19 protein-coding genes are annotated in these 23289 nt (G+C 71.8%); 13 read left to right on the forward strand and 6 right to left on the reverse strand.

Going from position 1 to position 23289, the window contains the following annotated elements; genetic code table 11:
- Positions 1-130: 130 nt before the first annotated feature.
- The gene (locus tag ACSQ2D_RS08040; protein ID WP_435985436.1) at positions 131-619 is read right to left on the reverse strand and encodes a hypothetical protein; all 489 of its coding nucleotides are present in this window, start codon (positions 617-619) and stop codon (positions 131-133) included.
- A 336-nt stretch (positions 620-955) separates the two neighbouring features.
- Between ACSQ2D_RS08040 and ACSQ2D_RS08045 the strand changes: the two genes are divergently transcribed.
- From ACSQ2D_RS08045 to ACSQ2D_RS08100, 12 genes are all read left to right on the forward strand, one after another.
- The gene (locus tag ACSQ2D_RS08045) at positions 956-1447 is read left to right on the forward strand and encodes a hypothetical protein (RefSeq protein ID WP_435985437.1); all 492 of its coding nucleotides are present in this window, start codon (positions 956-958) and stop codon (positions 1445-1447) included.
- On the forward strand, positions 1447-2472 hold the full coding sequence (locus ACSQ2D_RS08050; RefSeq protein ID WP_435987832.1) for an FAD:protein FMN transferase: 1026 nt from the start codon (positions 1447-1449) through the stop codon (positions 2470-2472). Before ACSQ2D_RS08045 ends, ACSQ2D_RS08050 begins: the two co-directional genes overlap by 1 nt.
- Entirely contained in the window at positions 2469-3017 is a 549-nt protein-coding gene (locus tag ACSQ2D_RS08055) for a ferric reductase-like transmembrane domain-containing protein (protein WP_435985438.1), read from the forward strand. Before ACSQ2D_RS08050 ends, ACSQ2D_RS08055 begins: the two co-directional genes overlap by 4 nt.
- A complete protein-coding gene (locus ACSQ2D_RS08060; RefSeq protein ID WP_435985439.1) occupies positions 3014-4291 on the forward strand; it encodes an NADH-ubiquinone oxidoreductase-F iron-sulfur binding region domain-containing protein in 1278 nt (425 codons plus the stop codon). Before ACSQ2D_RS08055 ends, ACSQ2D_RS08060 begins: the two co-directional genes overlap by 4 nt.
- Complete coding sequence (locus ACSQ2D_RS08065; protein ID WP_435985440.1) at positions 4284-4565, forward strand: ferredoxin; 282 nt, start codon at positions 4284-4286, stop codon at positions 4563-4565. Before ACSQ2D_RS08060 ends, ACSQ2D_RS08065 begins: the two co-directional genes overlap by 8 nt.
- 148 nt (positions 4566-4713) lie before the next feature.
- Positions 4714-4974, forward strand: a complete 261-nt coding sequence (locus ACSQ2D_RS08070) for a YlxR family protein (RefSeq protein ID WP_435987833.1) — start codon at positions 4714-4716, stop codon at positions 4972-4974.
- A 173-nt stretch (positions 4975-5147) separates the two neighbouring features.
- Positions 5148-8084, forward strand: coding sequence for a translation initiation factor IF-2 (infB, locus tag ACSQ2D_RS08075; protein WP_435985441.1), 2937 nt, complete (start codon positions 5148-5150; stop codon positions 8082-8084).
- A gap of 181 nt (positions 8085-8265) precedes the next feature.
- Positions 8266-8781, forward strand: a complete 516-nt coding sequence (rbfA, locus tag ACSQ2D_RS08080; protein WP_435985442.1) for a 30S ribosome-binding factor RbfA — start codon at positions 8266-8268, stop codon at positions 8779-8781.
- Entirely contained in the window at positions 8778-9728 is a 951-nt protein-coding gene (gene truB, locus ACSQ2D_RS08085; protein ID WP_435985443.1) for a tRNA pseudouridine(55) synthase TruB, read from the forward strand. Before rbfA ends, truB begins: the two co-directional genes overlap by 4 nt.
- 56 nt (positions 9729-9784) lie before the next feature.
- Positions 9785-10756, forward strand: coding sequence for a bifunctional riboflavin kinase/FAD synthetase (locus ACSQ2D_RS08090; RefSeq protein WP_435985444.1), 972 nt, complete (start codon positions 9785-9787; stop codon positions 10754-10756).
- A complete protein-coding gene (gene rodA / locus ACSQ2D_RS08095) occupies positions 10720-11952 on the forward strand; it encodes a rod shape-determining protein RodA (protein ID WP_435985445.1) in 1233 nt (410 codons plus the stop codon). The genes ACSQ2D_RS08090 and rodA overlap by 37 nt, the downstream gene beginning before the upstream one ends.
- A gap of 148 nt (positions 11953-12100) precedes the next feature.
- Positions 12101-13963 (forward strand): AMP-dependent synthetase/ligase, encoded by a 1863-nt coding sequence (locus ACSQ2D_RS08100; RefSeq protein ID WP_435985446.1) that lies wholly within the window; start codon positions 12101-12103, stop codon positions 13961-13963.
- Between the two features lie 9 nt (positions 13964-13972).
- Here the strand turns inward: ACSQ2D_RS08100 and ACSQ2D_RS08105 are convergent, their stop codons facing one another.
- Entirely contained in the window at positions 13973-15112 is a 1140-nt protein-coding gene (locus tag ACSQ2D_RS08105; RefSeq protein ID WP_435985447.1) for a ComEC/Rec2 family competence protein, read from the reverse strand.
- Between the two features lie 116 nt (positions 15113-15228).
- Between ACSQ2D_RS08105 and ACSQ2D_RS08110 the strand changes: the two genes are divergently transcribed.
- Positions 15229-17220 carry a TIGR03960 family B12-binding radical SAM protein gene (locus ACSQ2D_RS08110; protein WP_435985448.1) on the forward strand — a complete coding sequence of 664 codons (1992 nt, stop codon included), beginning with the start codon at positions 15229-15231 and terminating at the stop codon, positions 17218-17220.
- 161 nt (positions 17221-17381) lie between these two features.
- Here the strand turns inward: ACSQ2D_RS08110 and ACSQ2D_RS08115 are convergent, their stop codons facing one another.
- The 4 genes from ACSQ2D_RS08115 to ACSQ2D_RS08130 form a co-directional block, all read right to left on the reverse strand.
- On the reverse strand, positions 17382-17864 hold the full coding sequence (locus ACSQ2D_RS08115; RefSeq protein ID WP_435985449.1) for a hypothetical protein: 483 nt from the start codon (positions 17862-17864) through the stop codon (positions 17382-17384).
- A gap of 268 nt (positions 17865-18132) precedes the next feature.
- Positions 18133-20433, reverse strand: a complete 2301-nt coding sequence (locus tag ACSQ2D_RS08120) for a hypothetical protein (RefSeq protein WP_435985450.1) — start codon at positions 20431-20433, stop codon at positions 18133-18135.
- A 357-nt stretch (positions 20434-20790) separates the two neighbouring features.
- The gene (locus tag ACSQ2D_RS08125) at positions 20791-22434 is read right to left on the reverse strand and encodes a hypothetical protein (RefSeq protein WP_435985451.1); all 1644 of its coding nucleotides are present in this window, start codon (positions 22432-22434) and stop codon (positions 20791-20793) included.
- A gap of 272 nt (positions 22435-22706) precedes the next feature.
- Positions 22707-23240, reverse strand: a complete 534-nt coding sequence (locus ACSQ2D_RS08130) for an NUDIX hydrolase family protein (RefSeq protein ID WP_435985452.1) — start codon at positions 23238-23240, stop codon at positions 22707-22709.
- Between the last annotated feature and the right edge of the window lie 49 nt (positions 23241-23289).

The following is a 23289-nucleotide window of genomic DNA, read 5'->3' on the forward strand; positions in this document are numbered from 1 at the left end:
CGGTGAGGAGCTCACCGGTCCCGACCGCCGGCCGCCGTGACCGTCGGGGGAGGAGGAGGGTCGGGCGGCACGGGCGGTGGCGTCAGGGGTCGCGACCACCGTCCGTCGGTCCTGGTCGGCCGGGCCCGGGTCAGCCGACCGGGGACACCGCACCGTCATCTCGCTGCTCGTGCTCCTCGTCGCCGTGGTCGTCGTCGCCGTCGTCGTCGCCGTCCCGGTGGTCCTCGGCGTCCTCGTCCGCAGCCGGGTCGTCCCCCGTGGCGAGGGCGCGCGAGGGCGTGGCGGACGGGCTCGTGGCGGTGGGGCCGTCGACCCGGGTCCCGGAGGGCACGGGGACGACCGTCGACGTGGGGAGAGTCCTCGGCGGGCCGGCGACGTGCGTGACGCAGACGTCGTGCTCGAGGACCGCACCCTTCGGGCAGGGGGCCGGCACGAGGGTGGTGAACGTCGGCACCGGCCGGGCCTGGTCCTGCCGCACGTCAGCCCCCTCCGGCCCGGCGGCCAAGGGTGCGGCGGCCGGGCGCGGGGGCGTCGACGGGGACGCGACCGCGACGTAGATGCCCGTGGCGGCGGCGGCGCCGACGAGGGTGCCCAGGACGACCGCCCTGCTGAATGCCATGGAGACCTCCGGAGTCGGTGAGGCCACCCGCGGCAGCCCCACGACGAGCGTGCTCCGCGGGAGGTCAACATCGCCTCGTCGACACCTCAACGTTGCGTTAAGGGCCCCGCTCGACCCGCCGGAAGGCCCTCGCTGCGGACGTCACGCGACGTGCGGGACGGCACACACCCGACGCGCCACACGGCATACGCCCGACGCGCCGCACGGCACACGCCGTCGCGCGGCACACCAGGGATGACAGGGACTTAACGGTCTCCTGAGGCGCGCTTGGGGCGGTCCGGGCCACGGTGTCGACAACCGCCCGGCCCGGCCGGGTCCCGACGTCGAGGAGCCACGATGGCGCGACTGCTCACCCCCACCCAGCGCGACCGGTCCAGGGGCATCGCCACGGCCCTGGCGGGATCGGTCGCGGCGGGGGCGGTGGCCGGCGTCGGGCTCGTCACCGCGGTCGTGGCCAACGAGTCGACGGCTGCCCAGGCGCTCAGGGCCACGGCACGCGCCGAGGCCGAGGCCCAGGAGCGGCGCACCGCCGAGGCCGCTCGGGCGGCGGCCCTGGACGCGTCCTACGGGGCGCAGGTGGCCTGGGCCGCGGCGCACCCGGTCGAGGTCGAGCGTCCACGGCCCCTGCGCACGGTCGTCGACCCCGGTGCCATCGTGCGTGCCTCGGCTCCGGGCGTGGCTCGCATCGGCGGGTCCGGCTCGAGGGCCTCCTCGAACGGCTCCTCGGGCGGCAGCTCGTCGGGCTCGTCGACCCGGCTCCGTGCTCCGGCTGCCCCGCCCCCAGCGCCGGTCGCGGTGGTGCCGCCGGTGCCGAGCACCGCCTCGTGATGCGCCCGGAGGTCGCGTCCGACGCGCTCTCCCCGGAGGGCCGGCGCGGCGGGTCTGCGTCGTGGCGCGCCCTCGGCACCCACGTCCACCTCCGCACGGCCGATCCCGAGCTCATCGACGTCGCCCGGCACGTCGCCGCCGACGTCCTCGACGAGGTCGACCGGGCGTGCAGCCGCTTCCGGGACGACAGCGACCTGTCGCGGGCCAACCTCACGAGCGGCCCCACTCCGGTCTCGCCGGTCCTCGTCGGGGCCGTGCGGGTCGCGCTCGAGGCGGCAGAGGTCACCGGCGGCCTCGTCGACCCGACCCTCGGGCGGCTCCTCGTCGGTGCCGGTTACGCGCGCACCTTCGCGCTCGTGCCGGCGGACGACCCGACGCCGGTGTCCCTGCCGGGCCGGCGGGCCGGGTGGAGGGAGCTCGTCGTCACCGACGAGACGGTGACCGTCCCGGCCACGGCCTCACTCGACCTCGGGGCGACCGGGAAGGCGTATGCCGCCGACCTCGTCGCGCTCACCCTGTGCCGTCACCTGTCGACCCCCGTCGTGGTCAGCGTCGGCGGCGACGTGCGCGCCGCGGCACCCGACGAGTGCGGGGACGCGGGCGCCGGGTCCCGTCCGGACGCGTGGTCCTCCCCAGCAGTCGCCTGGCCGGTCGTCGTGGCGAACAGCGCGGCCGACCTCGACCGGCACGGGCCGACCACCTCCCTGCGCCTCGTCTCCGGTGGGATCGCGACGTCGTCCGTGACGGCCCGGCGGTGGGTGCGCGGAGGGCGCGAGTGGCACCACGTCTTCGACCCGCGCACCGGGGAGCCGGTCAGCGGCCCGTGGGTGGCCGCGACCGCACTCGGCCCGACCTGCGTGGCCGCCAACACCGCCTCGACGGCCGCGCTGGTGCTCGGCGCCGACGCGCCCGGATGGCTCGAGGAGCACGGCGTGGCGGCTCTGCTCGTCGGAGCCGACGGCAGCACCCTGCGTAGCTCCGGGTGGGTGGCCGCCGGCGTCGAGGACGCGATGGTGACGTGGTGACCGCGCCCCTGCTCTGGTACCTCAACCGAGGTACCGGTGTCGTCCTGCTCGTCGTCATGACGCTGACGACGCTGCTCGGGGTGCTCGCGACCGGCCGTGGCTTCCGGCCGTGGTGGCCACGCTTCGTGACGCAGGGCGTGCACCGCGCGCTCGCGAGCACGTCGGTGCTGCTCCTCCTCGGGCACGTCGTGTCGGCGGTCGTCGACGAGTTCGTCGACATCCGGTGGTGGCAGGCCGTCGTCCCGTGGGGTGCGACCTACCGACCGCTCTACCTGTCGCTCGGCACGCTGGCTCTCGACCTCGTCGCCCTCGTCGTCGTCACCTCGCTGCTGCGTGCGCGTCTCCCCGACCGTGTCTGGCGATCGGTGCACGTCAGCAGCTACGTGGCCTTCGGCCTCGCCGTCGTCCACGGGCTCGGCACCGGGACCGAGGCCGGGCGTGGCTGGTTCTCGGTCCTCACCTGGTGCTGCGTGTCGGCCGTGGCGCTCTCGGGGGCGGCGCGGCTGGTCGGCGTGCGGCGAGGTCTCGTCGGGAGCCGGCCGTGACGGCGGTCCGCCTGCTCGGTCCCTTCGGCGAGCTGCGAGTCCACGCCGGCCCGCTGCTGCTCGACGCAGTCGGCTCCGACCCGGGCCTCGACGCCCACCTCGCGCGCCGTGGTCCGCTGCCGCAGCCCACGCTCGCCGCCCTCATCGCCCTGACGGAGGCCGGTGCCGTCCGCGGGCGGGGGGGAGCCGGCTTCCCGCTCGCGCGCAAGCTGAGGGCCGCAGGAGGTGGCCGGCGCCCCGTCGTCGTCGTCGACGCGGCCGAGGGTGAGCCGGCCAGCGCGAAGGATCAGGCCCTGCTCGAGCTCGCACCCCACCTCGTCCTCGACGGGGCCGTGGTCGTCGCCCGGGCACTCGGGGCGCGCGAGATCCACCTCGTGACGCCCGCCGACCGCGGCGAGGTGCGGACGGCGGTCGGGGGAGCCCTGGGGGAGCGCCGCGAGCGGGGCCTGCGGTGGCACCGCCACGAGGCTGCGCCACGGTTCGTCGCGGGTCAGGCCCGGGCCGTCCTCGAGCTGCTCGCCGGACGTGAGGCGCTCCCGGTGACGGCCTGGGAGCCCGAGGCGGTCCGCGGCCACCGCGGTCGCCCGACGCTGCTCTCCAACGCCGAGACCTTCGCCCACGTCGCGGCGCTCTGCCGGGTCGGACCGGAGGCGTATGCCGCCCACGGCACCCCCCTCGAGCCGGGCACGACGCTGCTCACCGTCGGGGCCTGCTGGCGCGACCCGGACCGCGCGGGCGCCCGCGTCGTCGAGGTGGGGCACGGACGGTGGTTCGGGGAGGTCCTCGATGCAGCAGAGGTCGCGGGGCCGGTGCTCGTCGGCGGCTTCCACGGCACGTGGGTCCCGGGCGCCGACCTCGCGTCGCTCCCCGTCTCGTCCGTGGCCCTGCGGTCGCGGGGACTGACGATCGGCGCCGGTGTCGTGCTCCCGCTCGGGGTGACCGGGTGCCCGGTCCGACGCACGGCAGAGGTCGTCGACGTCCTGGCGCGCGAGTCCTCCGGCCGGTGCGGCCCGTGCCGCAACGGGCTGCCCGCCCTGTCGGTGGCCGTGTGCACCCTCGACGAGGGGGGCGACACGCGGGACCGGATCGAGCAGCTCGTCACCGTGGTCACCGGTCGTGGCGCCTGCGCCCACCCCGACGGCACGGCCCGGCTGGTCCGCTCGCTCCTCTCGCACCTCGGAGGGCTCGTCGACGACCACCTCGCGGGGCGGTGCGCGTGCCACGTGGTCGTCCGTCCGAGCGTCGCGGGTGGCGTGGGGGCCGGGCATGTCTGACATGCCGGGCAGGACTGACGTGACGGGCAGGACTGACGTGCCGGGCGCGGTGGGGGCAGCGGCGCACGCGGCGCGGCTGCGGGTCGACTGGCCCGCCTGCCGGGCGCGAGGCCTGTGCGCCGAGCTGCTGCCGGAGGTCGTGTCGGTGGACGAGTGGGGCTACCCCGTCGTCGAGCGGCCCGTGCCGCGGCGCCTGCTGGCCCTGGCGGCCGAGGCGGTCGACGCCTGCCCCCACCGGGCGCTGCGTCTGCTGGACCCGCCTCGTCCCCACTGAGGCGCCGACGTGCGGTGGGTCGCGGACGTGACGCGGGCCGCCCCTGACGGAGGCGTGGCATCCCCGATGCGCGGTCTCGCGCTGCGGCGCGGTAGACTTACCTGTGGCCGACCGGACTGGACTCCGTGCTGAGCCGTCCCGCACCTGTGTGGGATGTCGAGGAATGGATAGCTGGTCGGCCCTGCTGCGAGTGGTCGCGGCGACGGACAGAGACGCTGGGGACACCTCCCCGGTCACGCTCCGTCCCGACCCGAGGCACCGGATGCCGGGACGTGGTGCATGGCTGCACCCGACGCCCGACTGTTTCGAGCTGGCAGTGCGCCGCAAGGCGTTCGGTCGTGCCCTGCGCCTGCAGGTCGCGCTCGACGTCAGCGCGGTGGCACGACACCTCGGAGTCCAGCACGCGTAGCAACGTTCCGGTGCCCCACACGGGTCGCACCGATCAGTCAGAGATCAGTCAACGAACCAAGGCGGGTTGAAAACGCTATGAGCACCCGATGAGTACTCAGCGATGAGCAAGCCCCAGCAATAACCCACGGTTCGGCCACTTCCTGTTCAGGCCGGACCAGGAACAGGAGAGATGTGGCTAAGGTCCGGGTCTACGAGCTCGCAAAGGAGCTCGGAGTCGAGAGCAAGACACTGCTCGCACACTTGAAGAGCCAGGGAGAGTTCGTCCGGTCGGCATCGTCGACCATCGAGCCCCCCGTCGTCCGCAAGATCATCGAGACCTTCCCCCGGGAAGGCTCGTCCAGCGGAGACAAGAAGCCGGCGGCCCCCAAGGCCGCCCCCACGAGCGCGGCCCCCGCCGCGCCCCAGAAGGCTGCCCCGGCGCCGTCGGCCCCCGCGCCGGCCGCTCCCGCAGCCGCAGCGCCGGCGGCTCCCGCCCCGGCCGCTCCCGCAGCACCTGCCGCCCGCGAGGCCGCTCCGGCGCCCGCCGCCAAGGCAGCTCCCGCACCCGCCGCCCCGGCACCGAAGGCTCCGGCCCCGGCTGCTCCGGCTCCCGCCGCTCCCGCCGCTCCCGCGGCGTCGGCTCCGGCGCGGGTGCAGTCCAGCCGTGACGGTGGTCAGCAGTCCTCCGGCGTCCCGGCCTCCCCGCGTCCGGCTCCCCGTCCGGGTCAGCCGCGTCCGGGCAACAACCCGTTCGCCCCGAGCCAGGGCATGGGCCAGTCCCGCGCCCCGCGTCCCGGTGGCGACGCCGGCCCGCGTCCGGGCAACAACCCGTTCAGCCCCAGCCAGGGCATGCCGCGTCCGCAGCAGCGCCAGGGCGGTCAGGGTGGTCAGGGCGGTCAGCGTCCCGGTGCTCCCGGTGGCGCCCCGCGTCCCGGTGCGCCCGCCGCAGGCGGTCGTCCCGGCGCTCCCGGTGGCGCCCCGCGTCCCGGTGGTCCCCGTCCCAGCCCGGGCATGATGCCCGAGCGCAGCACCGTCGGTCGTCCGGGCCAGCGCCCGGCCGGCGGCCCCGGCCGTGGCGGCCCGGGTGGCGGCGGTGGCCGTGGCGGCTTCGGTGGTGGCCCCGGTGGCGCCCCCGGTGGCGGTCGTCCCGGTGGCTTCGGCGGTCCCCGCGGTGGTGGCGGCGGTCGCGGCTCGACGGCTGGTGCCTTCGGTCGTGGCGGCGGTCGCCCGGTCCGAGGCCGCAAGTCCAAGCGCGCGAAGCGCCAGGAGTTCGAGCAGATGCAGGCCCCGAGCCTGGGTGGCGTCAGCGTCCCCCGTGGTGACGGCAAGACGACCATCCGCGTCCGTCGTGGTGCCTCGCTGACCGACTTCGCCGACAAGATCAACGCCAACCCGGCGTCGCTCGTCACCGTGCTCTTCCACCTCGGCGAGATGGCCACGGCCACGCAGTCCCTCGACGAGGAGACCTTCAAGGTGCTCGGCGCCGAGCTCGGCTACGAGATCGAGGTCGTGTCGCCCGAGGACGAGGAGCGCGAGCTGCTCGGCTCGTTCAACATCGACCTCGACGCCGAGCTCGAGGCCGAGGAGGACGAGGACCTCGAGCCCCGTCCGCCGGTCGTGACCGTCATGGGTCACGTCGACCACGGCAAGACGAAGCTCCTCGACGCGATCCGCTCCGAGGAGGTCGCCGAGGGCGAGGCCGGTGGCATCACCCAGCACATCGGTGCCTACCAGGTCGCCACGACGCACGAGGGCGAGAAGCGCGCCATCACGTTCATCGACACCCCCGGTCACGAGGCCTTCACGGCCATGCGTGCCCGTGGTGCGTCGGTGACGGACATCGCGATCCTCGTCGTCGCCGCCGACGACGGCGTCATGCCGCAGACCATCGAGGCGCTCAACCACGCCCAGGCGGCCAACGTGCCGATCGTCGTGGCCGTCAACAAGGTCGACAAGCCGGACGCCAACCCGGCGAAGATCCGCCAGCAGCTGACCGAGTACAACCTCATCGCGGAGGAGTACGGCGGCGACACGATGTTCGTCGACGTCTCGGCCAAGAACGGCACGAACATCGACGGGCTCCTCGAGGCCGTCCTGCTCACCGCCGACGCGGCCCTCGACCTGCGCGCCAACCCGGACAAGGACGCCCGTGGTGTCGCCATCGAGGCGCACCTCGACAAGGGCCGCGGCCCGGTCGCGACCGTCCTCGTCCAGTCGGGAACCCTCAGCGTCGGCGACTCGATCGTGGCCGGCAGCGGTCACGGCCGCGTGCGTGCCATGCTCGACGAGCACGGCAACAACGTCGAGCAGGCCGGTCCCTCGCGTCCGGTCATGGTGCTCGGTCTGACCTCGGTCCCCGGCGCCGGTGACACGTTCCTCGTGGCACCCGACGACCGCACGGCCCGTCAGATCGCCGAGCGTCGTGAGGCCGCGTCGCGTGCGGCGAGCCTCGCCAAGCGCCGTAAGCGCATCTCGCTCGAGGACCTCAACGAGGCCCTCGCCGCGGGCAAGGTCGACACCCTCAACCTCATCCTCAAGGGTGACGTGTCGGGTTCGGTCGAGGCGCTCGAGGACGCGCTGCTCAAGATCGACGTGGGCGACGAGGTCGACCTGCGGATCATCCACCGCGGTGTCGGTGCGATCACGCAGAACGACGTCAACCTCGCGACGGTCGACAACGCGATCATCATCGGCTTCAACGTCCGCCCTGCGGAGCGTGTCGCCGAGCTGGCCGACCGGGAGGGCGTCGACATGCGCTTCTACTCGGTCATCTACCAGGCGATCGACGACGTCGAGGCAGCGCTCAAGGGCATGCTCAAGCCGGAGTACGAAGAGGTCCAGCTGGGCACGGCCGAGGTCCGCGAGGTCTTCAAGTCGAGCAAGTTCGGCAACGTCGCGGGTTCGCTCGTGCGCTCCGGCGAGATCAAGCGCGGGACCCGTGCGCGGATCATCCGCGACGGCACGGTCATCGGCGAGGGGATCGAGATCACCGGACTGCGTCGCTTCAAGGACGACGTCACCGAGGTCCGCGAGGGCTTCGAGTGCGGTATCAACCTCGGCAACTTCAACAACATCGAGATCGACGACGTCATCGAGACGTTCGAGATGCGCGAGAAGCCGCGCGCCTGAGCTCGACACGCTCGACGGCGCCGGCCCCCACGGGGGTCGGCGCCGTCGCCGTCCGCGGGGTCGCACCTCACCCGCGGACGCCCGGGTGGGAATGCGCGGGGCCCCCGGCCCGCTACTAGGGTGAACACGACGTCGGCCCGGCTGTCACGGCCCGACCGCACAGCACACGAAAGAGGTAGTCATGGCTGACCCCGCCCGCGCCCGCAAGATCGCCGACCGGATCAAGGTCATCGTCGCCGAGTACCTCGAGTTCCGGCTCAAGGACGAACGCCTCGGCTTCGTCACGATCACCGACGCCCGTGTCACCGGGGACCTCCAGCAGGCCTCGGTCTTCTACACCGTCTTCGGCAGCAACGAGGACCGCCAGGCCACGGCCGAGGTGCTCGAGGCCAACAAGGGCCGCATCCGCTCGGCCGTCGGCAAGGGCATCGGCATCCGCCTGACGCCGTCGATCGAGTTCATCGCCGACGCGCTGCCCGAGGGCGCCGCCCACCTCGAGGACCTCGTGGCCCAGACGCGGGCCCGCGACGAGGAGCTGGCGCGCGCCGCGGCCAACGCCAAGCCCGCCGGCGACCCCGACCCCTACCGCAAGCCGGTCGACCGCTCCGCGGACGACGCCGGTGACGAGACCGTCGACACCGTGGACGCCGAGGACGCCGTGGACGCCGAGGTGGACGCGGACGTCGACGCCCGATGACCGACCGTTCGGGTGGCCTGCTCGTCGTCGACAAGCCGGCCGGATGGACGAGCCATGACGTCGTGGCGCGCGCCCGCCGCCTCTGCGGCACGCGGCGAGTCGGCCATGCCGGCACGCTCGACCCGATGGCGACCGGCGTGCTCGTGCTCGGCGTCGAGCGCGGCACGAAGCTGCTGACCTTCCTCGTCGGCTGCGACAAGTCGTATGCCGCGACGATCCGTCTCGGGATGGCGACGCTCACCGACGACGCCGAGGGCGAGACCACCCAGGCGCTGGGGGTCGACGACGTCCCGGCGCTCGAGGCGGCCCTGCCGGCCGCCGTCGCCGGTCTGACGGGCGAGATCCAGCAGGTGCCGAGCTCCGTCAGCGCCATCAAGGTCAAGGGCGTGCGCAGCTACACCCGCGTCCGCCAGGGCGACACGGTCGAGCTGCCGGCCCGACCGGTCACCGTGAGCCGTTTCGACGTGCTCTCGGTGCGTCCCGGCACCGAGACGGTCGAGGTCGGGCCCCCGATCGACGTCGTCGACGTCGAGGTCGAGGTCGACGTGTCCTCCGGCACCTACGTCCGTGCGCTCGCCCGTGACCTCGGCGAGGCGCTCGGCGTCGGTGGGCACCTCACGGCGCTCCGGCGTACGCGGGTGGGCCGCTTCGGGATCGACGCCGCGGTCTCGCTCGACGACCTCACGGCCACGTCGGAGGCCGACGGGCCGGACGGCATACCCCTGCTCCCGATCGCCGAGGCGGCGCGCGCCCAGCTGCCGGTCCACGAGGTGACGGCCGAGGAGGCCGTCGCGCTCGGCTACGGCCAGCGCATCCCGAGCGTCGTGACCGGCTCCGACGCCGTGGCCGCGATCGACCCGGACGGGCGGCTCGTGGCGGTCCTCGACGAGACGCGTCCGACCGCGCGGGCCAAGGTGGTCTTCGCCGCGTCCGGGGCGGGGGCCTGAGCCTCGTGCCCGAGCCCTCGGACGTCCGCTCCGACGCGGCCACTACAGTGGTCGCCGTGCAGCGCTGGTACGGACTCGACGACATCCCGGCCGACCTCGGGCCCACCGTCGTCACCCTCGGCAACTTCGACGGGGTGCACCGCGGGCACCGCGAGGTCCTGACGCGCGTCGTGCGCGAGGCTGCCGACCGCGACGCGCTCCCGGTCGCCGTCACCTTCGAGCCGCACCCGATCGCCGTGCTCTACCCCGACCGCGCACCGGCGGCCGTCATGTCGCTCGAGCAGCGCCTCGACGCCCTGGCGTCGGTGGGCGTGGGCGCGGTGCTCGTCATCGAGTTCACGCGCGAGTTCGCCCAGCAGACCCCCGAGGAGTTCGTCCGCGGCACCTTCGTCGAGGCCCTCGGCGCGTGCGCCGTCGTCGTCGGCAAGGACACCCGGTTCGGCGTGCGCAACTCCGGCGACGTCGGCACCCTGCGCGACCTCGGCGCCGTGCACGGCTTCGAGGTCATCACCCTCGACGACATCGGCGAGGGTGCCGACGAGGGCGCCCGCTGGAGCTCGACGCAGCTGCGCGCCGAGCTGCTCGCCGGCAACGTCGACCACGCCGCCCAGATCCTCGGCCGTCCGCACCGGGTCACCGGCACCGTCGTGCACGGCGACCACCGCGGCCGCGAGCTCGGCTACCCGACGGCGAACCTCTCGCAGGACCACGAGGGCCTCGTGCCGGCCGACGGGGTGTATGCCGGGTGGCTCGTCCGTCTCGGCCTCGACGAGGGTGCCCCGGACCGCACCCTGCCGGCGGCCGTCTCCGTCGGCACCAACCCGACGTTCGACGGGCACCAGCGCCGGGTCGAGGCCTACGTCCTCGACCGCACCGACCTCGACCTCTACGGCGAGCGCGTCGCGGTGGAGTTCGTCTCGCACCTGCGTCCCACCCTGAAGTTCGAGTCGATCGACACCCTCGTCGAGCAGATGGCCCAGGACGTGGTCCGGTGTCGCGAGATCCTCTCGGCGATCGTCCCGTCGTAGCCTCACCGCTCCTGCGGTCGACGCGCCCTGACGGCGGCGTGCGGCGCCCGTCACGGCGCGCCGCCGGCCCCTCGTGGCTCCGGGTCGACCTCGGCCTGCTCATCGGCGCCTTCGGCCTGTCGGTCGTCGGCGTCGTCCTCGTCTGGTCGGCGACCCGCGCGTCGGCCGGCGGCACCGCGGCGCTCAAGCAGCTCGTCGCGCTCGGCGTCGGCATCGCGTGTGCCGCCGTCGTGACACGGCTCGACGTGCGCGTGGTCCGCGCGGTCGCTCCGGTCGTCTACGTCCTCGCCGTCCTCGGGCTCGCCGCGGTCGTCTCGCCGCTCGGGTCGACCGTCAACGGGTCACGCTCCTGGATCCGACTGCCGGGGGGGATGAGCCTGCAGCCCTCGGAGCTCATGAAGGTGGCCCTGGCGATCGGTCTCGCGATGCTCCTGGCGGAGCGGGCCGAGCGCGGGCTGCGCCAGCGCCACCGGGACGTGGCCCTCGCGTGGGTCGTGGCCGGCATACCCGTCGTGCTCGTGCTCGCCCAGCCCGACCTCGGCTCGGCCCTCGTGCTCGTCGCCATGGCCGTCGTCATCATCGCGGCCGCGGGTGCGCCGGCCGTGTGGACGCTCGGCGTCCTCGTCGTCGGCGCGGCCGCCGTCGCCGCCGCCTTCCTGACGCCCGCCCTGTCGGCCTACCAGCGCAACCGGCTGCGTGCCTTCCTCGACCCCTCGCTCGACCCGCAGGGCATCGGCTACCAGACCCGCCAGGTGCGCATCGCCATCGGCTCGGGCGGGCTCGACGGTCAGGGCCTGTTCGAGGGCCGCCAGACCCAGGGTGGCTTCATCCCATTCCAGGAGACCGACTTCGTCTTCTCCGTGGCGGGGGAGGAGCTCGGCTTCCTCGGGGCTGCCGGGCTCGTCGTGCTCATCGGCTTCATCGTGGTGCGGTGCGTCGTCGTCGCACGCCGGGCCGACGCGTTCGGGCGCCTCGTCGCGATCGGCGTCGCGGTCTGGCTCGGCGTGCAGGCGTTCGAGAACATCGGGATGAACCTCGGGCTCATGCCGGTCACGGGGCTGCCCCTGCCCTTCGTCTCGAGCGGGGGCTCCTCCCTCATCGCGTCGTGGATCGCGATCGGGCTCGTCGGCAACGTCGCCTCGGCGTCGCAGCGGCGCGGCGGTCGTCCTCCGGTGGAGCGCACCCGACGGGGGTGACCCTCGCCCGTCCTGGTTACCGAGGGGTCACATTTCGACGAGGACGCCGACGGATGCGTGACTGGCGGGTGGATTGTTGACATCATCCCCGCATGGCGGTCGCCCGCAGACGCCGATGACGGGCAACCGCAGTGACAAAGGAGTCCACATGCCCCTCCAGGCACTTGCCGACCGGGACGTCGACCAGAACGTCCTCGACGGACGCGCTCCCAGCGTGGGCGCGCTCTTCCGCAGCAGGGTCCGGGCCACGCCCGACGCCCCGGCCTACCTCTACTTTGCCGAGGGCTCGAGTGAGCTGACCACCCTGACGTGGCGCCAGACGCACGAGGTCGTGGAGCAGTGGGCCGCCGGGCTCGTCAGCCTCGGGGTGCAGCTGGAGGACCGCGTCGCCATCGCCTCGACGACCCGCGTCGAGTGGATCCTCGCCGACCTCGCCGTCATCTGCGCGGGCGGTGCGACGACGACCGTCTACCCGACGACGATCGCCGAGGACGTCGCCTACATCCTCACCGACTCCGGCAGCGGCATCGTCTTCGCCGAGGACGCCGAGCAGGTCGCCAAGCTCCAGCACGTGCGCTCGGAGGTGCCCGGCGTCCGCCAGGTCATAGCCCTCACCGGGCCCGGCAGCGACGACGGCTGGGTCATCACCACCGACGAGCTCGCCGAGCGCGGTCGCGAGTGGCTCGCCGCGACCCCCGACCTCGTCGACTCGCGCATCGACCAGCTCACCCCCGAGTCCCTCGCGGTCGTCATCTACACCTCGGGCACGACCGGCCGGCCCAAGGGCGTGCGCCTCGTCCAGGACAGCGTCGTCTACGAAGGCGCCGTCATCGACGCCATCGGCACCTTCACCAAGGACGACCTCCAGTTCCTCTGGCTGCCGCTGTCCCACGTCTTCGGCAAGATGCTCGTCGCGACCGGGCTGCAGATCGGCTTCCCGACCGCCGTCGACGGCCGCGTCGACAAGATCGTCGAGAACATGGCCGTCATCAAGCCGACCTTCATGGCCGGGCCGCCGCGCATCTTCGAGAAGGCGCGCGGACGCATCGCCCTGATGTTCGCCGGGGAGAAGGGCGTCAAGAAGAAGCTCATCGACTGGGCCCTCAAGGTCGGCGGCGAGATGCGCGACGTGCAGGCCCGCGGCGAGCAGCCATCGGCGGGCCTGCAGCGGCGCCATGCGCTCGCGACGAAGCTCGTGCTGCACAAGGTGCAGGAGCGCTTCGGCGGCCGGGTCCGCTTCATGATCAGCGGCTCCGCGCCGCTCAACGCCGAGGTCGCGCGCTGGTTCGGGTCGGTGGGCCTGCTCGTCCAGGAGGGCTACGGCCTGACCGAGACCTCGTCGGGCACCACGGTCAACGCCCCCGAGCACGGCTCGTACCAGTACGGCTCCGTCGGCTGGCCGCTGCCGGGCACCGAGGTGCGCATCGCCGAGGAGGACGGCGAGATCCTCGTCAAGGGTCCCGGGGTCATGCGCGGCTACCACAACAACCCCGAGGCGACCGCCGAGGTGCTGACCGAGGACGGCTGGTTCCACACCGGCGACATCGGGCGCATCGACGAGCGCGGCTTCCTCTACGTCACCGACCGCAAGAAGGACGTCTTCAAGACCTCGGGCGGCAAGTACATCGCCCCGGCCGAGATCGAGGCGCGCTTCAAGGGCCTGTGCCCCTTCGTCAGCCAGTTCCTCGTGCACGGCGCGGGCCACAACTACGCGACGGCACTCGTGACGCTCGACCCCGACGCCGTGGCCGGCTGGGCCCCGACCGTCGGGCTCGACGGCAAGCCGTATGCCGAGGTGGTCGCATCGCCGCAGGCGCACGCCCTCGTGCAGCGCTACGTCGACCAGCTCAACGACGGCCTCAACCGGTGGGAGACCATCAAGAAGTTCACCATCCTCGACAAGGACCTCACGGTCGAGGAGGGCGACCTGACCCCGAGCATGAAGCTGCGTCGCAAGGCCGTCACCGAGAAGCACCGCGCCGAGCTGGACGCGATGTACGACGGCGCCTGACGCCCGGGCTCAGCGCCGCGCCGGGAGGTCGATGACCGTCCCGGCGTCGGCGTGCCCCGGCTCGGGGAACACGACGCGGTGCCCGTGCGTCTCGACGAGCCGCGGGTCGGCCCAGCGTTCGGTGCGGGGCGTGCGGTAGTTGAACCACAGGGTCGGCCCGGCCGGGGCGCCGAGCACGACCCGGGCCAGGGCAGCGTCGTCGGGGTGGTGGAAGACGTCACCGTTGGTCGAGACGAGGTAGTGGCTGGCCGGCGCCGCCTCGAGCAGGGCCGCGACGACGTTGGCGTCGCTGCCGTGGTGAGGCAGCTTGAGGGCGTCGACGGTGAGGGTCTCGCCCCCACGGGCGCGGGCGACGCCCTGCAGGGCCGCCGCCAGCACGCTCCCGTAGGCGTCCGCACCGAGGACGACGCTCGCCCCGCGGTGCTCGACGAGCAGGGCGATGCTGCTCCCGTTGGGCACCGACGAGTCCCGCGGCGTCCGCTCGTCGGCCAGGTGCCTGAGGTCGTCGAGCGGCCCGGGCGCGTCGAGGCCCACCGCGCGGTCGTGGTCGCCCAGCGCGGCGAGCAGGCTCTTCGACCACGTGTCGGCCAGGCGTGTGAGCCGCTTCGTCGTCGGCGAGAGCACCGTGACCGTCGGTCCGTCCGGCACCGCGACCTCGACGAAGCCGCCCGCCGCGCCGGTGTCGACGGGCCCGCCACCGAACGCGACGTTCCACGGCAGGGCACGGCGCCGTGACTGCATCGCCGAGGGGCCGCCCGCCAGTGGTTCCGCCTCGGGGCCACTGAGCGCGGCGACGAGGCTCTCGCCCTGGTCGACGCTCCGGGGCCGGCCGGGTCCGGTCACCGGAAGGTGCGGGCGCCCGTTGAACCAGAAGTCGCGGACGTCCGCGGCGAGGTCGCTGGCGAGGAGCGGCAGCATGCCGCCGATGTGGTCGCTGTCGATGTGCGTGATGACCGCGACGTCGATGTGGCGGTCACCCGGGTCGAGGCGGCGCAGCCGCGCCTCGAGCAGCGGCCAGGTGTCCGGAGGGCCGCCGTCCACGAGCATCCGCCACGTCCGGCCGTCGGGGCGCGGGCACTCGACGAGCAGGCAGTCGCCCAGTCGCGCGGGCAGCACCTCCACGTGGATCGCCGTCGGCTTCGTCGCCACCTCTCCACCTCCGCCCACCCAGACTAGGTGGGGCGCCCCCGCCTGTCCGCGGCTTGGACGGGTGCGGGCGGTTCGCCGTGTTTCGGTGCAGCGGTAGACCCACGTACCATGGCGGGATGCCCGGAGAGTCCCTGTTCAACGCCCTCGAGCCCCTGCTGGAGCGGGTCAACAAGCCCATCCAGTACGTCGGCGGCGAGCTCAACTCCACGGTCAAGGACTGGCACGTCGGCGGCCACGGCCCCGACGGCGAGGAGCTGACCACCCGGTGGGCGCTGATGTACCCCGACGCGTACGAGGTCGGCGTCCCCAACCAGGGCGTCATGATCCTCTACGAGGTCCTCAACGAGCGCGCTGACGCCCTCGCCGAGCGCACGTATGCCGTGTGGCCCGACATGGAGGCGCAGCTGCGGGAGGCGGGCCTGCCGCAGTTCACCGTCGACGGGCACCGCTCGGTGCGCGACTTCGACCTCTTCGGCCTCAGCTTCTCGACCGAGCTCGGCTACACCAACATGCTGACGGCGCTCGACCTCGCCGGCATCCCGCTGCACTCGGTCGACCGCGACGTGGACGACCCGATCGTCATCGCGGGCGGGCACGCGGCCTTCAACCCCGAGCCCATCGCCTCGTTCATCGACGCCGCCATCGTCGGTGACGGCGAGCAGGCCGTCCTCACCGTCACCGACATCGTGGGGGAGTGGAAGGCCCAGGGCCGTCCCGGCGGCCGTCGCGAGGTGCTGCTGCGCCTCGCCCGCACGGGCGGCGTGTACGTCCCGGCGTTCTACGACGTCTCCTACCTGCCCGACGGGCGCATCCAGCGCGTCGCGCCGGCCGCCGACGCCGCTGGGGTGCCGTGGCGCGTGGCCAAGCACACCGTCATGGACCTCGACGCGTGGCCCTACCCGAAGCAGCCCCTCGTCCCGCTCGCGGAGTCGGTGCACGAGCGCATGTCGGTCGAGATCTTCCGCGGCTGCACGCGCGGCTGCCGCTTCTGCCAGGCCGGCATGATCACGCGGCCGGTGCGCGAGCGGTCCATCACAGGCATCGGCGAGATGGTCGAACGCGGCCTTGCCGCAACGGGTTTCGAGGAGGTGGGTCTGCTCTCGCTGAGCTCCGCCGACCACTCCGAGATCGCCGACCTCACGAAGGGGCTCGCCGACCGCTACGAGGGGACCCAGACCGGGCTGTCGCTGCCCTCGACGCGCGTCGACGCCTTCAACATCGACCTCGCCAACGAGCTGACCCGCAACGGCCGCCGGTCGGGGCTGACGTTCGCGCCCGAGGGCGGGTCAGAGCGCATCCGCAAGGTGATCAACAAGATGGTGTCCGAGGAGGACCTCATCAACACCGTCGCCGCGGCCTACGGCGCCGGCTGGCGCCAGGTCAAGCTCTACTTCATGTGCGGGCTGCCGACCGAGACCGACGAGGACGTGCTCCAGATCGCCGACCTCGCCAAGCGCGTCATCGAGACCGGGCGCCAGGTGTCCGGCCGGCGCGACATCCGCTGCACCGTCTCGATCGGCGGCTTCGTGCCCAAGCCGCACACGCCCTTCCAGTGGGCCTCGCAGCTCGGCGTCGAGGAGACCGACGCCCGGCTCGCCAAGCTGCGCGAGGCGCTTCGCTCCGACAAGCGCTACGGCTCGTCCATCGGGTTCCGCTACCACGACGGCCAGCCCGGCATCGTCGAGGGACTGCTCTCCCGCGGTGACCGCCGCGTCGGCAAGGTCATCGAGGCGGTGTGGCGCGACGGCGGTCGGTTCGACGGGTGGAGCGAGCACTTCTCCTACGACCGCTGGATGCGCTGCGCCGACGAGGCCTTCGCCGACGTGCCCGTCGACCTCGCCTGGTACACCACGCGCGAGCGCGGCGAGTCCGAGGTGCTGCCCTGGGACCACCTCGACTCCGGTCTCGACAAGGACTGGCTCTGGGAGGACTGGCAGGACGCCCTCGACGAGACCGAGGTCGACGACTGCCGCTGGACCCCGTGCTTCGACTGCGGCGTCTGCCCACAGATGGGCACCGAGATCGAGATCGGGCCCACCGGCAAGACCCTGCTGCCGCTCACGGTCCTCGGGTCCGGGCGCCAGGACCTGCTCGAGCACCAGCACTGACGACATCGCCCCCGGGTTGGCCGCCCGAGTCGGCGGGCCGTATGCCGCCGGCCGGGGGAGGGTGGCGGAGCGGCATACGGCGTCCGTGGGCGTCCGCGTCACGTGGAGTCACAGGGACCCGCCGAGCAGGTGCTCGACGGGCCCCTGTTCCCTGTGGTGACTCAGACGGCGAAGAAGACGCGAGACGTGTCGGGCACGGAGACGCTCGTGCCGTTCGTCGTGTCGGTCAGGACGATGTTCCAGTAGGAGACGGAGGCGAGGACGAGGCGCTGTCCGTTCGGGCAGGTGAAGCCACCCGCCGAGATCGGCCCGGCCGAGAGGCTGGCCTGGACGCGGCCGTTCCTCGACGCGAACGTGCCGCCGGCGGAGACCTCACCGTTCTCCGTCTCCTTGTTGGCGGCCTGGGGGTGCTTCCCGCCGCCGTTGATGCACGCGTAGACGGCGGAGGCGTCCGCCGTGAGGGTGTAGTCGATGTCGCCGTTGCCGAGACCGCGCTCGTCGAAGCTGACGACGAGGGCGCCGGAGCCGCTGACCGAGGAGTCGACGCTGTGGAACTTCGCGGCGACCGCGGAGGCCGGGCTGGCCATGACGAGGGCCGCGACGAAGGCGACGACGGCGACGAATGCTGACCTGGTGACCTTCATGATGGTGCTTCTTTCCTGGGTGGAGGTGCCCGAACCCCCGACTCGGGTCTATCACGAGCGCGGCCCTGGTCGGTCGCGTCGTGCTGGTGGAGGCGGGAACGGCGTCCCCGACACGCGACCCGCCGACGTGGCGGCATATGACCGGGAAGTGATGAGACCGGTCCGGGGACTGGCCCCGAACCGGTCTCATCTCGTGGTGCGATTGTGGTGGTGACGGTCCCGTCGCGGTCCGGCCGCCCCGTCGGCCGAACCACGATCAGGTGGAGGACTACTCGGTCCTGGAGATCGTCGTGGTCTCCGAGCCGCACGCCGTGGTGAAGGCGTTGTTGTAGCTGTCGCCGGGGTAGGCGACGGTCCAGTAGTAGGTCCCGGGCGAGCTGACGGCGACACCGTTCACAGTCGTGGCAGTGCTACCGGTCAACGTGCCGGTCTCGTTGGAACCCACCTGCGTCGTGCAGGTGGCGTTGCTGTAGAGCTTGAACGTCACCGACGTAGCTGCATCCGGTGCTCCGGTCCGCAAGCCAGAGATGTTCAACGTGTCGCGCAGCACCCAACGCTGTGTGGTCGACCCCGTCGGGGACGCCTTCGTGTCGTTGTTGAAGATGGTGCACTCGCCGGTGCCGCCGTTGGTCACGACGACGCTGGCGCAGTCGCTCGCGTCGGAGGTGTAGCCGGTGACGGCGGGTTCGGTGACGGTGTACGTGCCGGCGTTGACCGGGGTCAGGGTGTTCTTGCCGAGGAGTACGTTGGCGCCGTCCTGGGTGAACCCGACGGCGGTGGCACCGTTGACCGAGAAGGAGAAGTCGGTCGCCTTCTTGATGCCGCCGTTGTCGTTGGTGACGACCTTGTGCACGATCAGCGTTCCGGCCTGGTCGTTGTTGTAGATGGTGCACTCGCCGGTGCCGCCGTTGGTCACGACGACGCTGGCGCAGTCGCTCGCGTCGGAGGTGTAGCCGGTGACGGCGGGTTCGGTGACGGTGTACGTGCCGGCGTTGACCGGGGTCAGGGTGTTCTTGCCGAGGAGTACGTTGGCGCCGTCCTGGGTGAACCCGACGGCGGTGGCACCGTTGACCGAGAAGGAGAAGTCGGTCGCCTTCTTGATGCCGCCGTTGTCGTTGGTGACGACCTTGTGCACGATCAGCGTTCCGGCCTGGTCGTTGTTGTAGATGGTGCACTCGCCGGTGCCGCCGTTGGTCACGACGACGCTGGCGCAGTCGCTCGCGTCGGAGGTGTAGCCGGTGACGGCGGGTTCGGTGACGGTGTACGTGCCGGCGTTGACCGGGGTCAGGGTGTTCTTGCCGAGGAGTACGTTGGCGCCGTCCTGGGTGAACCCGACGGCGGTGGCACCGTTGACCGAGAAGGAGAAGTCGGTCGCCTTCTTGATGCCGCCGTTGTCGTTGGTGACGACCTTGTGCACGATCAGCGTTCCGGGCTGGTCGTCGTTGGTGATCGTGCAGGTCTTCGTGTCACCGGCGCCGACGGCGATGTTGCTGCAGTCCTGATAGGTGGTGGTGTAGCCGGAGACCGCAGGCTCGGTGACGGTGAAGGTCCCCTTGAGATCTGTGAGGGTGTTCTTGCCCTTGAGGGTGTCGGTGCCGTCCTGGATGAATGAGGTTGCCGTGCCGGCATTGACCTGGAACGAGAAGTTTGTGGCGATCTTCGTTCCACCGTCGTCGTTGATGACGAGCTTCTTGACGATGAGCGTTCCACAGTTGGAGATGGGCGGAGCCTGCTGGAGGATGGTGTCCTTGTAGTCGGCCGTGTCCGAGTTGCCGGTGACCGTGCTGGGAATCGTGTTCGCGAAGGACTCGCACGACGTCGAGTTCGGGTCGAAGATCTCAGCGGTCAGGTTCACCGCCGCCTCACCCTTGAACTTGTCGCCGCTGAACGATGCCTGGGATGTGGACGCGGTCAGTGGCACCTGGGGGCCGAGAACGAGGCCGCCTCCGGACGTGGCCCACACGCGCTTGTACAGAGTCGTGCTGCCGCCGGACTGGTCCCAGAGGATCATGAAGTCGCCGGCCTCGCGGTTCTTCCACGGGTTGCAGCTGGCGATGAGGTCCGCCTCGGACGCGGTCGTGTACGCACAGGCTGCCGGTGCCGCCTTGTGCATGAACTCATAGGCGATGAAGCCGCTGCCGCTGTTCGCGTCGCGCTCCCAGGCGAAGTAGAGCCACACGTCGCCGTCCTGGTTGGCGCCGTCGCGCTTGGTGCCGATCCAGGCTCGCCTCAGGTCCACCTGGGCGTTCGGGTTCGTCTTCTCGAGCATCGGCGTCGAAGCGTTGTGGATGACGCCGATCTTCGTCGTGCTGGCGTTCTTCGGCCCGAGCTCCTTGACGTTGCCGTACGGCTCGACGGGTGGCTCCAAGAGCGTGGCACCTGCATCAGCCACGGTCCCGTCGATGCTCCACGGTCCGTCCGCTGCTCGCGCCATCGGTGCCACGACGACCGAGACACCCAGAGCCAGAGCCACGCCGGCCAGGGCGGCGATGCCCTTGCGGCGGCGCGGGCTCGAGGAGCCGGGCGATGTGCTGTTCTTCCCCCGAGGCACGATCCATGAACGATTCATGCTGTGTCTCCAATGTGTGCCGGAATGACCGGCCCCCGATCCGGGTGGATGGAGTCGCTCGTCAGTCCCGAGCCCACAGCAGAGCGAAGCGTGCCCCCCGCGCCGCGTCATCGCGTGCGCCCGAAACGCGTACAACCAGCGTCCCACGTCCGAAAGTAGGACTCCCTTGTGGCGGTGTGATGGCGAACACAGAACTCGGCGGCTTATGTCCGACTAGTCCTTGACCAAGATGCGAAAAGAGCATCGAAATCGCGAAACATCAGGCGAATCACACTGTGCATCCAAGGAATTCGGCGAGTACGTCAGTGGCCCGGCGACGGATCGCCGGGCCACCTCTCGTGACGTTCGGTCAGATGATCAAGGGCCGGTCACCGTCCCGCCGTTGGTGATCGTCAGCGCTGACGTCTCGTGGCAGGTCGCCGGGATGTCGCGCTGTGCCGGGTTGGTGCTGTCGTAGGCCACCGACCAGGAGTACGACCCGGTGGCCGTCTGCGCGGCCGGCTGTGTCGCCGCATCCACCGTCCTGACCGTCACCGGGGAGGTGCCGGCCACCGCACGGGTGGTGCTGTAGATCGCAGCGTCGCCGCCGACGGCGCAGTCGCTCGACGCGTAGAGCGCGAACGACACGGTGCCGGCCAGGGCGCCGCCGCCGGGCGCGCTGATCGTCGCCTCGTCACGCGGGACCCAGCTCTGGGCGGTCGACACGGACGACGCCACCGAGATGACGTTGAAGCACTCGGTCGCGCTGGAGTCGCTCGAGGGCGGGATCCCGGCGGTCACGTCGCCGGAGTACTCCGCCCGGAAGCAGTAGCGCCCGACCTCACTCACGACGTAGCCGTCGGAGAGCACGGTGGCCGGGTTGACGTTCCCGGGCAGTGCCTCGCCCTCGGGAGGTGTGCCGACCTGGGTGCCGGTCTTCGCGGGCGTGCTGGCGTCACACAGGCCGACGTCCAGCTTGCAGATGAAGAACTTGACGGTGCCCACGGGGTTCTGGGCCGTGGCGCCGGTGACGGTGATCACCGCGGAGTCACGGACCGTGCTGCCCACGATCACGCCACCCGCGCCGATGGGGCTGCCCCCGGAGGTCGGGGTGGTGACGGTGGTCGAGTCGCAGTTCGACAGCTCGATCGGGATCGGCGTGATGAAGTCCTTGAGCTGCGAGGTGAACGCGTCGGACGAGCGGCTCTTCAGCATGGCCGAGCCGAAGGACTTGCACGTCGTGCCGTCGAAGATCAGGCGCAGGTCGATCTGAGCCTCTCCGAACGTCCTCGGCTGCTTCGTCCCCAGTCCGTCGGACTCACCGGCCGGGATGACCGAGGAGTTGATCGTGCCGACGGCGCAGGGGCCGCCGCCGCACGTCGTGCCCTGGTCGAGGTCGGCCGGCCCGCTCCAGGCGGTCCCGGTCCAGGTGCGTCCGGTGATGTCGGCGCGTGCCCCGCCCTGGTCGATGGCGTACTCGATGAGCAGGTCACCCGCGGTGCGGACGACGTTCGGGCCCAGGCTGCACTTCGTCGTGGACTGGTTGAACTCGAAGTCCATCAGCGTCGTGCCGCTCGGGTCGCTGACGCGACTCCAGGCGATGTCGACGAAGCCGGGGTGGCTGCCGACGCCCTCTTCCTCCCAGAAGTGGAAGGTCAGCAGGTCGCTCTTGTTGTTGGGGATGCTGCCGGTGACCTCGTCAGGACAGGAGGTGTCCTCCTTGACACCGCCCTTGTAGGAGTCGTCGTTCTGGCCGGTCGGTGCGTCGGTCTGACGCTGCTCGGTGACCGTGGCCCAGTCGATCTTGGGAGCCGCGCTGTCGAGCTTGAGGTTGGCGTCCTCGTCGATCTCGAAGTTGCTGCCCGGCAGGGCGATGTTGGCCGCGACGGCGGTGCTGGCGGTGACGATGCCGATCGGCAGCGCGACGATGGCAACGGCGGCGAGAAGGCGACGCCGTCGCGCGGAGCGTGAAGCTGGTCCTGATCCGGACCTCCCCCGAGTGGTGATCAGTGAACCCATCATGAAGTTCTCCAGATGTGGCGGAAGTCCCGCATCACAACGGTGCGGGGGGTGCCGCCCCAGTCGCTGAAGGCGCCTGCTGCCTCGGCCCCCGAGTACTTCATGAGGCAGCCGGTGTCGAGATCCTCGACGTTGGTGGCTACCCAACTCCCGACGGTAGGCCTGTGCCCGGCATCACACCGGCGTTCGCCGCAAGCCGTCCGAAATAGGTGCGAAGTCCAAACGCAAGTCGTGAACTGTCTTGCGTTTCAGGTGATCTCGCGAATTAGGCGTCTTTAGACGGGGAAACCCACGTGGGCGAGGGCCTGTCGGACGAGGACTCCGTGCGAGCCAGGCATCTCGCCGCGGACGGCGAGCGACGCGGCCTCCTCAGGAGTCACCCACGACAGGTCGAGGGCGTCCTGCTGCGGCCGGCAGTCGCCCATGACGGCGACGACGAAGGCCAGGGACACCGCATGCTGTCGCGGGTCGTGGAAGGGCGTGACGCCGGGCGTCGGGAAGAACTCGGCGACCGTGAACGGCTGCGGCGACAACGGGATGCGGGGGAGCGCCATCGGACCGAGGTCGCTCTCGACGTGCCGCGTCAGGGCGTCGCGGATGCGCTCGTGGTAGAGCACGCGACCGCCGACGACCTCCTGGCCGATCCCGCCGTCGCTGTCGGCGCGGAGCAGCAGGCCCACGTGGGTGACGACGCCACGGTCGTCGACGCGGACCGGGATCGCGTGGACGTAGAGGATCGGCAGTCGGTCACGGGCGTTGTCGAGGTCCTCGCGGCTCAGCCACGTACCCGTCGTGTCCACTTCGGTCATGACGTCATCCTGCCAAACGCGTGCGCCGACCCCGGGCGCGGTCCATCCG

Source organism: Terrabacter sp. LjRoot27 (assembly GCF_964254175.1).
Lineage (GTDB): Bacteria > Actinomycetota > Actinomycetes > Actinomycetales > Dermatophilaceae > Terrabacter.